At 70.9% G+C, this 13,364-nt stretch carries 14 protein-coding genes; 2 read left to right on the plus strand and 12 right to left on the minus strand.

Translation table 11 applies throughout. From position 1 onward, the window contains the following. The 3 genes from QSG27_RS23205 to QSG27_RS23215 form a co-directional block, all read right to left on the minus strand. A partial coding sequence (locus tag QSG27_RS23205) for a DNA-methyltransferase (protein WP_306710340.1) occupies positions 1-898 on the minus strand: 898 nt, incomplete at its 3' end. 90 nt (positions 899-988) lie between these two features. Next, positions 989-1,651 carry a ribonuclease HII gene (locus QSG27_RS23210; RefSeq protein WP_306710341.1) on the minus strand — a complete coding sequence of 221 codons (663 nt, stop codon included), beginning with the start codon at positions 1,649-1,651 and terminating at the stop codon, positions 989-991. Continuing rightward, a complete protein-coding gene (locus QSG27_RS23215; protein WP_306710343.1) occupies positions 1,648-2,424 on the minus strand; it encodes a cyclic nucleotide-binding domain-containing protein in 777 nt (258 codons plus the stop codon). Before QSG27_RS23215 ends, QSG27_RS23210 begins: the two co-directional genes overlap by 4 nt. Positions 2,425-2,634: 210 nt before the next feature. Between QSG27_RS23215 and QSG27_RS23220 the strand changes: the two genes are divergently transcribed. After that, positions 2,635-3,132 (plus strand): YchJ family protein, encoded by a 498-nt coding sequence (locus QSG27_RS23220; protein WP_306710345.1) that lies wholly within the window; start codon positions 2,635-2,637, stop codon positions 3,130-3,132. A 201-nt stretch (positions 3,133-3,333) separates the two neighbouring features. Next, entirely contained in the window at positions 3,334-3,903 is a 570-nt protein-coding gene (locus tag QSG27_RS23225; protein ID WP_094304834.1) for a cold-shock protein, read from the plus strand. A 203-nt stretch (positions 3,904-4,106) separates the two neighbouring features. Here QSG27_RS23225 and QSG27_RS23230 read toward each other — a convergent pair whose 3' ends face one another. The 9 genes from QSG27_RS23230 to QSG27_RS23270 form a co-directional block, all read right to left on the minus strand. After that, entirely contained in the window at positions 4,107-5,567 is a 1,461-nt protein-coding gene (locus tag QSG27_RS23230; protein WP_306710347.1) for a S41 family peptidase, read from the minus strand. A 317-nt stretch (positions 5,568-5,884) separates the two neighbouring features. Beyond that, entirely contained in the window at positions 5,885-6,607 is a 723-nt protein-coding gene (locus QSG27_RS23235) for a sugar transferase (protein ID WP_306710349.1), read from the minus strand. 175 nt (positions 6,608-6,782) lie between these two features. Then, the gene (gene hypE, locus QSG27_RS23240; RefSeq protein ID WP_306710351.1) at positions 6,783-7,829 is read right to left on the minus strand and encodes a hydrogenase expression/formation protein HypE; all 1,047 of its coding nucleotides are present in this window, start codon (positions 7,827-7,829) and stop codon (positions 6,783-6,785) included. 28 nt (positions 7,830-7,857) lie between these two features. Then, positions 7,858-8,094 (minus strand): HypC/HybG/HupF family hydrogenase formation chaperone, encoded by a 237-nt coding sequence (locus QSG27_RS23245; protein ID WP_306710353.1) that lies wholly within the window; start codon positions 8,092-8,094, stop codon positions 7,858-7,860. Continuing rightward, positions 8,067-10,469: a carbamoyltransferase HypF gene (locus QSG27_RS23250; RefSeq protein ID WP_306710355.1), complete on the minus strand. Its 2,403-nt coding sequence runs from the start codon at positions 10,467-10,469 to the stop codon at positions 8,067-8,069. The genes QSG27_RS23245 and QSG27_RS23250 overlap by 28 nt, the downstream gene beginning before the upstream one ends. Continuing rightward, a complete protein-coding gene (locus QSG27_RS23255) occupies positions 10,466-11,077 on the minus strand; it encodes a LysE family translocator (protein WP_306710357.1) in 612 nt (203 codons plus the stop codon). The genes QSG27_RS23250 and QSG27_RS23255 overlap by 4 nt, the downstream gene beginning before the upstream one ends. Continuing rightward, on the minus strand, positions 11,074-12,027 hold the full coding sequence (gene hypB, locus QSG27_RS23260) for a hydrogenase nickel incorporation protein HypB (RefSeq protein WP_306710359.1): 954 nt from the start codon (positions 12,025-12,027) through the stop codon (positions 11,074-11,076). The genes QSG27_RS23255 and hypB overlap by 4 nt, the downstream gene beginning before the upstream one ends. Continuing rightward, complete coding sequence (hypA, locus tag QSG27_RS23265; RefSeq protein ID WP_306710361.1) at positions 12,027-12,368, minus strand: hydrogenase maturation nickel metallochaperone HypA; 342 nt, start codon at positions 12,366-12,368, stop codon at positions 12,027-12,029. Before hypA ends, hypB begins: the two co-directional genes overlap by 1 nt. 3 nt (positions 12,369-12,371) lie before the next feature. Continuing rightward, positions 12,372-13,364, minus strand: a 993-nt coding sequence (locus QSG27_RS23270; RefSeq protein WP_306710363.1) for a nickel-dependent hydrogenase large subunit, incomplete at its 5' end; no start/stop codon positions are given.

The following is a 13,364-nucleotide window of genomic DNA, read 5'->3' on the forward strand; positions in this document are numbered from 1 at the left end:
GCACGCGGGCGGGGACGCGGCGGCGCAGGTCGAACAGCGTGGTGCCGGGGCGCAGCAGGCCGCGTTCCACCACCCAGCCGAAGGGAATGCGCGGGGCGGAACGCTTCGGCGGCGTGTCCAGGACGGCGGCGTCCGGCGCCTCCTCCACCGCGGCGATGCGGGCGGTGGCGGCCTTGGCGTAGGTCGGGTCGCGCTCCAGCCCGATCCAGTTGCGGCCCAGCCGCTTCGCCACCGCACCCGTGGTGCCGGTTCCGAAGAAGGGGTCCAGCACCGTGTCGCCGGGGCGGGAGGAGGACAGGATGACGCGGTAGAGAAGCGATTCCGGCTTCTGCGTCGGGTGGGCCTTGCGGCCGTCCTCGTCGCGCAGGCGCTCGCCGCCGCTGCAGATCGGCAGCAGCCAGTCGCTGCGCATCTGCAGGTCGTCGTTCAGCGCCTTCATGGCGTCGTAGTTGAAGCGGTAGCGGGCGTCCTTCTCGCGCGAGGCCCAGATCATGGTCTCATGCGCGTTGGCGAAGCGCGTGCCGCGGAAGTTCGGCATCGGGTTGGTCTTGCGCCACACGATGTCGTTCAAAATCCAGAAGCCCAGATTCTGCAACGTGGCGCCGACACGGAAGATGTTGTGGTAGCTGCCGATCACCCACAACGATCCCTCGGGTTTCAGGATGCGGCGGGCCGCGGCGAGCCAGTCCCGCGTGAAGCGGTCGTAGGTCTCGAAATCCTCGAACTTGTCCCAGTCCTCTTCCACTCCGTCGACACGGGAATGGTTCGGACGCAAGAGTTCGCCCCCCAATTGGAGGTTATAAGGCGGATCGGCAAAGACGAGGTCCACCGATTCAGCCGGCAATTCATTCATGAGGGCGATGCAATCGCCCACGAGAATTTTGTTCAGGGGGAGCATTGACGAAACCAAAACAGCGAATCAGTCATTCGGACAATGATTCGCCGCCGAGTCGCCGTCAACTGATTTCTTGCGCCGGAGTCGCGGCGGTCAGCCGGCCAGCTCGATTTGGGCGCGGACTGGTGCAAAAGTGACTCGGTGGTGGGGGGTCACGCCGTGCCGGCGCAGCGCCTCCAGATGCTCCGGAGTCGGGTAGCCGGCGTTGCGGTCCCAGCCGTACTGCGGGTGGAGTTCCGCCAGCCGCATCATCTCGCGGTCGCGCGCCACCTTGGCGACGATGGAGGCCGCGGCGATGGACTGGCTGCGCCCGTCGCCCTTCACGATGGCCTCCATCAGGCAGGAAAGCTCCGGCTTGAACTTGCCGTCGATCAGCGCGACCGCGGGCGGCTCGCCGGGCAGCGCCTCGTAGGCACGTTTCATGGCCAGCAGGGTGGCCTTGTGGATGTTGATGCCGTCGATCTCCGCCGGGCTGGCCTCGGCCAGGGCGACGGCCAGGGCGTGGGCGCGGATCTCCGGTTCCAGCGCCTCGCGGGCGCGCTGGCTCAGCGTCTTGCTGTCGTTGATGGCGCGGGCCAGCGCGTCCGGCAGGCCGCCCGCCGGCAGCACCACGGCGGCGGCCACGACGGGACCGGCGAGCGGGCCGCGCCCCACCTCGTCGATGCCACAGACCAGCCGCCCCTGGCCCAGGGCGGTTTCGAAGGACAGGTCGGGCTGGGGACGGGGGAGTCTGGGCCGGGAGGCTTTGGCGGTCATGATGGGTCTTGACGGGGTGTCTCAGGGGGTGGGGTCAGGAGCCGTCCGCCGGAAAGCTGTTCGATGTAGATGCGCGTCAGCGAGCGCAGGATGGGCGGCATCGTCTCGATGGCCTTGGCGAACTGGTCCTTGCGGATGATTTCGCAGACCGTGGCCTCCAGCGCAACGGCGGTGGCGGCGCGGGGGCGGCTGGCGAGCAGGGCCAGCTCCCCGAAGATGCGCCCCGGACCGAGGACGCCGAGGTCCATCCCGTCGCGCTGCACGCCGACCGAGCCGGACTGGATCAGATAGGCCGCCGTCCCGGCGTCCCCCTGGCGGAAGAAGCTGTGGCCGCGGCGGAACATGCGCCGGTCGGCCACCGTGGCGAAGGAATCGGAGGAGCGGATGTCCGCGCCCCCCTCCTGCCGTTCGGGCTGGGACAGGCCATAGCCGCGGCGGATCGCGGCGATCAAGCTCTCCAGCAGATAGGCGGCCAGCGGCGGGCAGCGCCCGCGCAACGCGCGGAAGGTCCCGCGCGACAGCTCCACCGCCTCCACGGGGGTGACGGCCCGGACCGTGGCGCTGCGCTGCCCGTCGTCCAGCAGCGCCATTTCCCCGACGATGGCGTTGGCGCCGACGGTGCCCAGGCGGCGGGGGCCGTCCGGGCCGTCCAGCAGCACCTCCAGCTCCCCCGACTGGATCAGCCATGCGCAATCGCCGGCCTCGCCCTGGCGGATCAGCAGGGTGTCCGCGGGAAAGCGCCGCGTGGGCAGGTCGGGTCCGTGTCTGGTCATCGCCGTCTGGTCATCGCCGGTTCCATGGGGCCGGGCAGGCCGCCCGCGTTCGGCACAGGTTAGCGCGAATGCCGATCCCGTTCAGGCGAATTTCCGGGGGCGAATTTCCGGGGGCGAATTACTGGCGGCGAATTACTGGGGGCGGTGACGCTTGGCGGACGCCGCCGGCTGCGCTATGCATGGCGCCCTCAAATCGAGAGGCCGGAAGTCATGACCACCACCGCCACCACCGAATGCCCCTGCCGTTCCGGCAAGACCCTGGACACCTGCTGCGGCCCCTATCTGGACGGAACCGCCCTGGCGCCCACCGCCGAGGCGCTGATGCGGTCGCGCTACTCGGCCTTCGCCTGCGGGAAGATCGACTATCTCCAGGAGACGCTGCTGCCGGGAACCCGCGAGGATTTCGACCGCAAGGAGATCGAGACCTGGGCCTCCCACAGCGTCTGGACCGGGCTCGAGGTCCGCGCCACCGAAGCCGGCGGGGTGGACGACGAGGACGGCGTGGTGGAGTTCGTCGCCAACTTCACCATGAACGGCAAGGCGCAGAAGCACCACGAGACGAGCCGCTTCACCAAGCGGGACGGTCGCTGGTACTATGTGGACGGCACGCTGGGCGCCCGCCCGCGCAGCGGTCCCAAGGTCGGACGGAACGAGCCCTGCACCTGCGGCAGCGGCAAGAAGTACAAGAAGTGCTGCGGAGCGGCCTGACGGACATTGCGCCGATTCTCGCAGCAATTGCGATATTTTTGGTCGCCCGGACACCGCCGGGCGGCCCTTGGCCGGGCTTTTGCCGAATCTTTCTTTCCGGCACGCGCGATCTCAATTGAAAAGCGCGGCAGAACGGATCATCTTCGGAAGGCCATGTCCCGCCGGTTGGGGCATGGCCTATCACGACAGATGAGACCACGTATGTTCGACCGTCCGCAGCGCAACAGCTTCCGCGCCCCCGAAATCACCCAGCGCAACATCCGCGCCACCGTCAAGTGGTTCAACGCGACGAAGGGCTTTGGCTTCGTCACGCCCGAAGACGGCTCGCCGGATGCCTTCCTGCATTCCACGGTTCTGCAGTTCTGCGGACACGACAGCCTGCCCGAGGGTGCCACCATCACCTGTGACCTGTCCCGCGGCCCGAAGGGCCCGCAGGTCGCGACCATCCACGACGTCGACACCTCGACCGCCAGCGAGTCCCCGCGCCCGGCGGCGCGCGCCCCGCGCGGCGACAGCTACGGCGGCGGCTACGGCGGCGGCAGCAGCTACGGCGGCGGCGCCGAGGAGACGGTGGACGGCACCGTGAAGTGGTTCAACGTGTCCAAGGGCTTCGGCTTCATCGCCCCGTCCACGGGCGGCAAGGACATCTTCGTCCACATCCGCGCTCTGGAGCGTTCGGGCCTGGACGTGCTCGCCGACGGCGAGCAGGTGCGGGTGACCGTCCGCCAGGGCGTCAAGGGTCCGGAAGCGCAGCGCGTCGAAGTGGTCTGACGTCGAACAGCCGGGCGCGAGGGGGCGGGGCGGACCCATCCCCACGCGCCCGGTCGCGGAAGCAGCACCATTCCCTTTGCCGAACCGGCCCGCTTTGGCGGTCCGGGGCGGTGAACGGGGCACAAAAAGAAAGCCCTCCGTTCCTGGTGAACGGAGGGCTTTTCTTTTGGGAGGGCTTTTCTTTTGGGTGTCTTCAGGGTCCCTTACGGACGCCCGATCAGCGTGCCCATCAGGCGGGTGCGGATGGCGGCGACGGCGCATTCCAGCGGGCGGTCCGAATCCGGCTGCGACGGGGCGGCGGCCACATCCGGGCACAGATCCTCGATCCGCCATGCGCGCGGCGGCGGCGGCGCGGTGGCGTGCGGGTCGCAGGTCGCCGGATCGGGGTGGGTTTCCTCGCTGTTGTCGTTCGTCGCCTTGATCTCCAGGTTCGGCGACACGCCGAAGCAATCGACCAGCCCGCCGGACGGGCGGAAATAGCGGGCGGTGGTCAGGCGGATGCCGATGTCGCCCGACAGCGACGAAATGGTCTGGACCGAACCCTTGCCATAGCTGCGCGTGCCGAACAGCAGCGCCCGGCTGTGGTCCTGAAGGGCGCCGGCCACGATCTCCGACGCCGAGGCCGAACCGCTGTTGACGAGCATCACGATGGGCAACCCGGCCAGCAGGTCGCCCGGCGTGCCGGTGTAGCGGCGGTTCTCGTCCGGGTCGCGCCCGCGCACCGACACGATGTCCACCGCCTCCAGGAAGCGGTCGGCGACGTTCACCGCCTGGTCGAGCAGGCCGCCGGGGTTGTTGCGCAGGTCCAGCACAGCCCCGGCCAGCCGCCCGTGGGCCTGCCGGCGCATCTCCTCCACCGCTTCGTCCAGCGCGTGGGAGGTCTGCTGGTTGAAGGCGGCGATGCGGATGTAGGCCACGTCGCCCTCCAGCCGGTAGCGCACGGGCTGGATCTTCACGATGGCGCGGGTCAGCGACACGCGGAACGGCGCGTCGGGGCCGTTGTTCGCGGCGTTGCCGCCGCTGCCCGCGCCGTTGCGGCGCATCGTCAGGGCGACGGAGGTGCCGACCGGGCCGCGCATGCGGGCCACCGCGTCGCGCAGGTTCATCCCCTTCACCTGCGCCTCGTCGATCTTGGCGATCAGGTCGCCGGTGCGCAGGCCGGCGCGGGCGGCGGGGGAACCGTCGATGGGGGACACGACGCGGATCAGCCCGCTGTCCTCGTCCATCGTCACCTCGATTCCCAGCCCGCCGAACTCGCCCTGGGTCTGTTCCCGCATGTAGCGGAAATGCTCCGAATCGAGAAAGGCCGAATAAGGGTCGAGGGAGGACAGCATCGCGTCCAGCGCCGCCTCGGTCAGAGCGCGATCGGTCGCCCCCGGCTCCTCCTTCTTCTTTTTCTGAAGCCCGGCGACGGCCTTTTCGACCAGCGCCTGGGGCGCTCCCGGCTTCACATGCTCGGCCAGCACGCGGCGCAGGACGTCGGAGAAGAGGAGATAATTGCGGTCCGCCGGGGAAGGGAGGGCGGCGGTGCCCTTGGTCTTTGCGAACTCCTGCCGGTAATGATCCAGCGCGATGCTGACGTCGGCGCGGGACGCGGGTGCCACCGCGCATGCGGGTCCCATCGCCACCATCAGCAGCAACAGCGCCGCCAGCAGTTTCGCCATCCTGCGCCCCTCTCGACAGGCCGGCACGGCCGGCGGAATCAATGCCATCAACGCGACTGCAAGCCTTGTTGTACCAGGGGTTTCGCCTGTCGGACGCCCGAGGCCGGTGCATATGCGCTTTCATACGGCACGGCATGGCCTTCCGGCCGGTTCCGCCGGTCGTTCCTCCGCAACCTAGCACGTTGCCCGGGCAATCTCAAATCCTGCCCCCTGGCGGCGCGGGACCTGACGGTTCGTGCAGGATAGGATATGTGTCTTCGCCCCCCGCGCCGCCATTCTCCAGGCGGGGGAGGGCGGCGGCGCGGGGACTCTACGCCTTAATAGGCACCTTTTCCGCTGAGCATCACGCCGACGGTCCGCAGCAGGATGCGGAGGTCGTCCCACAGGCTCCAGCCCAGCAGATAGGCGGTGTCGAGCTGGACGCGCCGGCCATAATCCACGTCGTTGCGCCCGCTGACCTGCCACAGCCCGGTCAGACCGGGGCGGCACCGCGTGTAAAAGGGGAAGCAGGCGTGATAGCGCGCCACTTCCTCCTGCACGATGGGGCGCGGGCCGACCAGACTCATGTCGCCCGCCAGAACGTTGAAGAGCTGCGGCAACTCGTCCAGGCTGGTGCGGCGCAGGAACCGGCCCACCCAGGTGATGCGGGGGTCGTTGCGCAGCTTGCGCGTGGCCTCCCATTCCGCGCGGGCCTCCGCGTCGGATTCGATCAGCGTCTCGAAGACCTCCGGCGCGTTGACCACCATGGAGCGGAACTTCCAGCAGGTGAAGTCCCGCCCCTCCGCCCCGATGCGCCGGTGGCCGAACACCGCCGGGCCGCCGTCCAGCATGATGAGAAGCCCGACGATCAGCATCAGCGGCCCGAACAGCAGGATCAGCCCGACCGCCCCCACGAGGTCGAAGGCCCGCTTGACCCGGTTGCGGTGCAGCGGCGGCGTGGCCGGCAGGCGCGCGACCAGCTCCGCGGCGGACGCCGTGCCGGCGAGCGTGGCCGGTTCCAGCGGTGCAGCACCCAACTGGATGGACTGCGGAATACCCATCGATCCCCCGTGCAGGCAATTCGGCTGGCGGAAACACGACCGCCTTCCGGGGGAGGCAACGCCTGGAGCGCGTCCGGGGTCCCCCGGCGGGGCTGATCCGTCGCAAATCCATCGCGCTACACCGGACGGCGCCGGGTGGGCGAAGGAGGTGCCCCGTCCGGCGCGGCGGGGTGCGTCAGCAGATGCGGGGAAGCTGCTCGCCGGAGAGCCAATCGACGATCCGCTTGCCGCCGAAGCGCGTCTCCATCTGCACGAAGCGGTGCGCGTCCTCCACCACCGTTCCGATGATGGCGGCGTCGGCGCCCAGCGGGTGGGCGCGCATGGCGGCCAGCAGGCGGTCCGCATCCTCCGCCGCGCAGATGGCGATCAGCTTGCCTTCGTTGGCGACGTAGAGCGGGTCGAGGCCGAGAAGCTCGCAGGCCGCGGCGACCTCCGCCCGCAGGGGAATGTCGGCCTCGCGCAGCAGCATGCCGACCCCGGACTGGTGGGTGATCTCGTTGAGGGTGGTGGCGAGGCCGCCGCGGGTCGGATCGCGCAGCGCGTGCACGTCGGGCACCGCCGCCACCATCCCGGCCACCAGCCCGTGCAGCGCCGCGCTGTCCGACCGGATGTCCGTCTCGAAGCGCAGATTCTCGCGGGTGGACATGATGGCGACGCCGTGGTCGCCCATGGTGCCGCTGACCAGGATCGCGTCGCCGGGCCGCGCCCGCTCGCCGGACGGGGCGACGCCGGGGGGCACCACGCCGATGCCGGTCGTGGTGATGAACACGCCGTCGCCCTTGCCGCGCTCCACCACCTTGGTGTCGCCGGTCACGATGGACACGCCGGCCTCCCGCGCCGCCTGCGCCATGCTGTCCACCAGCCGCTTCAGGTCGGCCAGCGGGAAGCCTTCCTCCAGGATGAAGCCGGCGGTCAGGTAGAGCGGCACCGCACCGGCCATGGCGACGTCGTTCACCGTGCCGTGCACGGCCAGCGAGCCGATGTCCCCGCCGGGGAAGAACAGGGGCGAGACGACGAAGCCGTCGGTGGTCACCACCATGCGCCCGGCGGGCGGGTCGAAGGCCGCCTGGTCGTTGCCCTGGTCGAGCAGCGGGTTGGCGAAGGCCGCGGCGAACAGCTCCCGCACCAGTTGGGCCATGGCCTTGCCGCCCGATCCGTGGCTCATGTCCACGGTGCCCCGGGCGAGGTCGAGCTTGCGGGTGAAGAGGCGGCGGTCGGTCATGGCGGGTGTCCGGAATTCAGGCGGCGGGTCAGGCGGCGTCGGAGGCGGGAAGGGTGCCGGTCTCGGCGAGCAGGGCCAGCGTACGCTCCGCCTCCACCGGGTCCAGCCTGGACAGGGCGTAGCCGACATGGACGATCACATAGTCGCCCACCGCCACTCCCTCGACCAGCGCCAGGGAACAGGCGACCTTCACCCCGCCCAGGCTGACGGTGGCGCGGTCGTCCTCCAGAAGCTCGATCACGCGGGCGGGGACGGCGAGGCACATGGGGGCGGTCCTTCCTGAAGCAAACCCTGAAGCAAACCCTGAAGCAAACATTGAATGGCGACCCACGCCTGTCCCAGGCTCAGCCCGCCGTCGTTGGCCGGCGCCCGGCGCGGCAGCAGAGCGGCGACGCCGCGCGCCGCGAACCCGGCGGTCAGCCTCTCCGCCAGAACGGCGTTCATCAGGCAGCCGCCCGACAGCGCGATGCGGTCGAAGCCACGCGCCGCCAGCTCGGGCATCGCCCAATCCACCAGCGCCGCGGCCAGGGTGCCATGGAACCGGTCCGCCCCGTCCTGCGCATTGATCTGCAACAAACTTTCCAGCAGGGGGGTGAGGTCCAGGACGCCGGCTTCGATCCGCCAGCCGCCCTCCAGGACCGTGGGGTTGCGAACCAGCGATTCCAGCGCCATCGGCGCTTCGCCTTCAAAGCCAGCCGCGGAGCGCACGTCCAGCAGGCCGCAGGCGGCGTCGAACCAGCGCCCGCAGGAGCTGGTTTGCGGCGCGTTGAACCCCGCCTCGATCATCCGCCGCACGCCGTCCGCCGGGCCGCAAGCACCGAAGCGTTCCGCGATCTCGGCGCCGCGCCCCATGCGGGCCAGCGCCCCCGCCGCCATGCGCCAGGGCTGGCGCGCCGCCACATCGCCGCCCGGCTGGGCCAGCGGGGCCAGATGGCCGAGGCGGGTGAAGCGGGCGCCCTCGACCAGCAGCATCTCGCCACCCCAGGACCCGCCGTCCGCCCCCAGCCCGAACCCGTCCAGCGCGAGGCCGAGCGCCGGTCCGTCCGCCGGTCCGTCCGCTGGTCCGTCCGCTGGTCCGTCCGCCGCCTGTTCGGCCAGGACGGCGGCGAGGTGGGCGTGATGATGCTGCACCGGCACGGTGGGCAGGCCCAGCGATTCGGCGAAGCGGGTGCTCTGGAAATCGGGATGCAGGTCGTGGGCGACGGCCACCGGCTCCACGGCCAGGACGCGGCGCAGGTGGGACACCGTCTCTTCCAGGAAATCCAGCGTCGCGGCGTTGTCCAGGTCGCCGATGTGCTGGCTGAGGAAGGCTTCGTTGCCACGGGTCAGGCAGACGGTGGTCTTCAGATGCCCGCCCACCGCCAGGACCGGCGGCCCGGCGCGCGGCAGGCGGATGGGCACCGGCACATGGCCGCGCCCCCGCCGCAGGAAGGCCGGCGCCCCGGCCACCACCCGCATCACGCTGTCGTCGGCGCGGATCAGGATGTCGCGGTCGTGGTCCACGATCAGGTCGGCGATGCCCTCCAGCCGCCGGTGTGCCTCGGCGTTGCCGATGGCGAGCGGCTCGCCGCCGGGGTTGGCGGAGGTCATCACCAGGGCGAGGTCCTGCGGCTCGTCCAGCCACGCCGTGCCGTGGGGGCGGCCCGCGGCCTCGTGGAACAGCAGGTGGTGGATGGGGGTGTAGGGCAGCATGACGCCCAGCCAGGCGAGGCCGGGGGCGATGGAGGGGGGGAGGGATGGAGGTGGGGAGTCCTGCCCCCACCCTGACCCTCTCCCGCTGGGCGGGGGAGGGGGGGACCCGCGAAGCGGGAGGGTGGCGGCACCGCGCCGACGCAGCAGCACGATGGGCCGCGTCCCCCCCTCCAGCAACGCCCGCTCCGCTGCGCCCACCTCCACGAACCCTTCGGCGGACGCGGCGTTGGCGACCATCAGGGCGAAGGGTTTGCCGTTGCGCTGCTTGCGCTCCCGCAGCCGCTCCACCGCCGCCGCGTCGAAGGCGTCGCAGGCCAGATGGAAGCCGCCCAGCCCCTTGATCGCGACGATCTTTCCGCTCCGCAGCGCGGCCAGCACCTCCTCGATGGAGTGGGAGAGGCGCGGGCCACAGGCCGGGCAGGCGGTCGGCTGGGCGTGGAACCGGCGGTCGGCGGGATCGGCGTATTCGGCGGCACAGGCCGGGCAGAGCGGAAAGCCTGCCATGGCGGTCTGGGGCCGGTCGTAGGGCAGGGCGCGCGTGATGGTGAAGCGCGGCCCGCAATGGGTGCAGTTCAGGAAAGGATAGCGGTAGCGCCGGTCCGCCGGGTCGAACAACTCGGCCAGACAGGCCGGGCAGACGGCGGCGTCGGGGGCGATCCCGGTGCCGATCGCTCCGCCCCGTGAGGCGCGGATGGCGAAGCCCGCCTCGCCGGGATCGACGGCGCGCTCTTCCGTTTCAACGGCGTCGATCCGCGCCAGCGGCGGGACCTCCCCCACCAGCGCGGCGAGGAAACGGCCGGTGGCCTCGCCCTGCACCTCCGCCAGCACGCCGTCCCCGTCGTTCAGCACCCAGCCGGTCATGGCGAGGCGCTGCGCCAGCCCATGCAGGAAGGGCCGGAAACCGACTCCCTGCACCTGCCCGCGGACCCGGACGCGCAGCCGCTTCACCGCGCGGCGACCGCCACGCCCGCACCGATCATCAGCGTGCCGGCGCCCTGGTTCAGCGTCTTCATCGCCCGTTCGCTGCGGAACAGATGACGGGCGCGCGATGCCGCCAGCGAATAGGCCAGCAGCACGGCGCTCAGCACGCCCACCACGATCCCGGCCATCAGAACGGCGTCGGTGGCGGTGACGCGGGTCAGGTCCACGAAGGCCGGAAGGAAGGCCATGTAGAACAGGATGGTCTTCGGGTTGGACAGGGTCAGGGCCAGCCCGCTTGCGAAGCCCCGCAGTTGCGCGCCCTCCGCCGGCGGCAGATCGCCAGCGGCGACGACGGGTGCGCGCCATGTGCGGATGCCCAGCCAGATCAGGTAACCGGCGGCGGCGAAGCGCAGGACGGTGAACAGCCCCTCGAAGGCGTGCGCCACGGCGGCCAGCCCGCCGAGGGCGAGCGCCAGCAGCACGAGGTCGCCCACCACCATCCCGCCGAGGAAGCCCAGATTGCGCCGCCAACCCATGGCGAGGGAGCGGGCGACCACGGCGAAGATGCCGGGGCCGGGGGTGGCCATGAAATACAGGCAGGCCCCGGCCATCAGGAGGAAGTCGGCGGCGCTCATGCGCCGCGTCCCGCCACGGCCTTCGCACGCCCCTCCTCGATCCAGCCGTACCACTCCTCCAGCCCCTGCCCGCCGGTGGCCGAAACCTCGATCACGCGCAGCGACGGCTTCAACTGGCGGGCATAGGCAATCATGCGCGCCACGTCGAAGGTCAGATGCGGCAGCAGATCCACCTTGTTGACCAGCAGCAGGTCGGCACCGGCGAACATGGCCGGGTACTTCAGGGGCTTGTCCTCCCCCTCCGTCACCGACAGGACGACGACCTTGTGCGCCTCGCCGAGGTCGAAGCCGGCGGGGCAGACGAGGTTGCCGACATTCTCGATGAACAGGACGCTGCCCGTCTCCACCGGCAGGCGCCCCACCGCCTGGGTGACCATCTGGGCGTCCAGGTGGCAGCCCTTGCCGGTGTTGACCTGGATGGCCGGCGTGCCGGTGGCGCGGATGCGGTCGGCGTCGAAGGAGGTCTGCTGGTCGCCCTCGATCACCGCGGTGGGAAAGCGGCCCTTCAGGTCGGTCAGGGTGCGGGTCAGCAGGGTCGTCTTGCCCGAACCGGGGCTGGACATCAGGTTCAGGACGAACACGCCCTTCGCCGCGAACAACTGGCGGTTCACCGCGGCGAAGCTGTCGTTCTTGGCGAGGATGTCCTGTTCGATGGCGACCAGCCGGGTCTGCGACAGGCCCGGCACCTCGGTTCCCGCGGGACCGCGCCCGAGGTCGATGGTGCCGTGGCCGTGGTCATGATTGTGTTCATGGTCATGGCCGTGCGTGTGCCGGTAGACCTTGCCGTCCGGACCGACATGCTCGTGGTCGTGATGGTGGTGGTCATGGCCGTGGTCATGGCCGTGGTCATGGTGATGATGGTCATGACCGTGGTGGTGATGGTGATGGCCGTGCGCGTGGCCGGCTTCGATTGTCGTTTCGCCTTCGGCGCAGCCGCAGACCGTGCACATCACTCCACCTCCAGTTCCTTGACACGCATTTCCTCGCCGCCGGTGACCACAAGCTGGTGGCCACCGCATTCGGGGCATGGGTCCGACCGCCCGGGCAGCGGGACCGGCTTTTCGCAGGACAGGCAGAAAGCCTGCCCCGGCGGGCGTTCGATGTCCAGCGCGGCCCCTTCCGCGATGGTGCCGCGGCTCACCGCGTCGAAGCCGAAGGCGATGGCCTCCGGCTCGACATGGGACAGCGTGCCGATGACCAGCCGCACCGTCTTCACCCGCGTGAAGCCCTGGGCCGCGGCCTGATCGCGGATCACGTCGATGATGCCCTGGCTGAGCGCCAGCTCGTGCATGGGTCAGTCCTCTTCCTGGATCGCGATGGCGGAGGCCACGCAGGGGTCGAGCGCCGCCACCAGAAGTCCCGCGCGTTCGGCCAGCGCGCCGTCCGCCGCGGCATCGGCCAGGCCGTGGGCCAGCGGCCCGTCGGCGGCGAAATTCCATTCGGTCGGCGCCACGATGCGGTAATCCGCGATGCGTCCGTCCTCCAAACGCACCCAATGGGCCAGCCGCCCCCGCGCCGTGTCCACGGCACCGCTTCCCTCGCCGTGGTGGGGCGTGCCGTCGTCCGGCGCGGGGTCGGCGTCGTCCAGGCGGTCCGCCAGGGATGCCATGCGGTCCGGCACGTCCGCCAGTTCCACCAACCGCGCGGCGACGTGGGCGGCGAGGCCGGGGCCGTGCGCGGCCAGCAGCGCGGCGACCAGCGGGTGCGCGCTGCGGCGGGCAAGCGGACCGGTGTGGGCCGGGGCGCCGTGCTGCCGGGGCGCTTCGGAGAAGCCGGCGTCGGCGGACAGCCGCGCGCCGAACCAGCTTGCGGGATGTGCCTCCAGCGCCGGAACGCCGCAGGCTCCGAACCCCGCCATGTCCGGCGCCAGGGCGCGGCGCATCAACCGCGCCGCGGGGGTTTCCCCAGCCTCGGCCCAGCGCTCCAGTTCCGCCGCATCGGCGGGCGGAGGGGCGGCGAAGACGGTCTGCACCACCCCGTCGTGCAGGGCCGCAACGGCGGCGGCCAAGGCGGTGCGGTCGGCCCGCAGGAAGCCTCCCCCCGGACGCAGCCCGTCGCGGGCCGGGTAGAGCGCCGGATGGATCGCGGCGGCGGGGGGGCGCAGCCTGGCCAACGCCTTGGCCTGCGGCGCCTCGCCCAGCCTTGCCGGCCAGTCCATCAGGGCTTGCCACGCATGGTTCGTCGCCGTCTCGGCGTCGGCCAGCAGGGTGCGGGCGGCGGCATGCGGGCGTCCGTCGAGACCGAGCGCGCCCTCCAGGGCCTCCGCCGCGGCCAGCGACTGGGCGGT

The organism is Azospirillum isscasi (genome assembly GCF_030849505.1).
Classification (GTDB): Bacteria; Pseudomonadota; Alphaproteobacteria; order Azospirillales; family Azospirillaceae; genus Azospirillum; species Azospirillum isscasi.

Bases quoted from the DNA above. Each gene is read 5' to 3' on its own strand.
- QSG27_RS23210 (WP_306710341.1), bottom strand. From the start codon at position 1,651: ATGACCGCCAAAGCCTCCCGGCCCAGACTCCCCCGTCCCCAGCCCGAC.
- QSG27_RS23215 (WP_306710343.1), bottom strand. From the start codon at position 2,424: ATGACCAGACACGGACCCGACCTGCCCACGCGGCGCTTTCCCGCGGAC.
- QSG27_RS23220 (WP_306710345.1), top strand. From the start codon at position 2,635: ATGACCACCACCGCCACCACCGAATGCCCCTGCCGTTCCGGCAAGACC.
- QSG27_RS23225 (WP_094304834.1), top strand. From the start codon at position 3,334: ATGTTCGACCGTCCGCAGCGCAACAGCTTCCGCGCCCCCGAAATCACC.
- QSG27_RS23230 (WP_306710347.1), bottom strand. From the start codon at position 5,567: ATGGCGAAACTGCTGGCGGCGCTGTTGCTGCTGATGGTGGCGATGGGA.
- QSG27_RS23235 (WP_306710349.1), bottom strand. From the start codon at position 6,607: ATGGGTATTCCGCAGTCCATCCAGTTGGGTGCTGCACCGCTGGAACCG.
- hypE (WP_306710351.1), bottom strand. From the start codon at position 7,829: ATGACCGACCGCCGCCTCTTCACCCGCAAGCTCGACCTCGCCCGGGGC.
- QSG27_RS23245 (WP_306710353.1), bottom strand. From the start codon at position 8,094: ATGTGCCTCGCCGTCCCCGCCCGCGTGATCGAGCTTCTGGAGGACGAC.
- QSG27_RS23255 (WP_306710357.1), bottom strand. From the start codon at position 11,077: ATGAGCGCCGCCGACTTCCTCCTGATGGCCGGGGCCTGCCTGTATTTC.
- hypB (WP_306710359.1), bottom strand. From the start codon at position 12,027: ATGTGCACGGTCTGCGGCTGCGCCGAAGGCGAAACGACAATCGAAGCC.
- hypA (WP_306710361.1), bottom strand. From the start codon at position 12,368: ATGCACGAGCTGGCGCTCAGCCAGGGCATCATCGACGTGATCCGCGAT.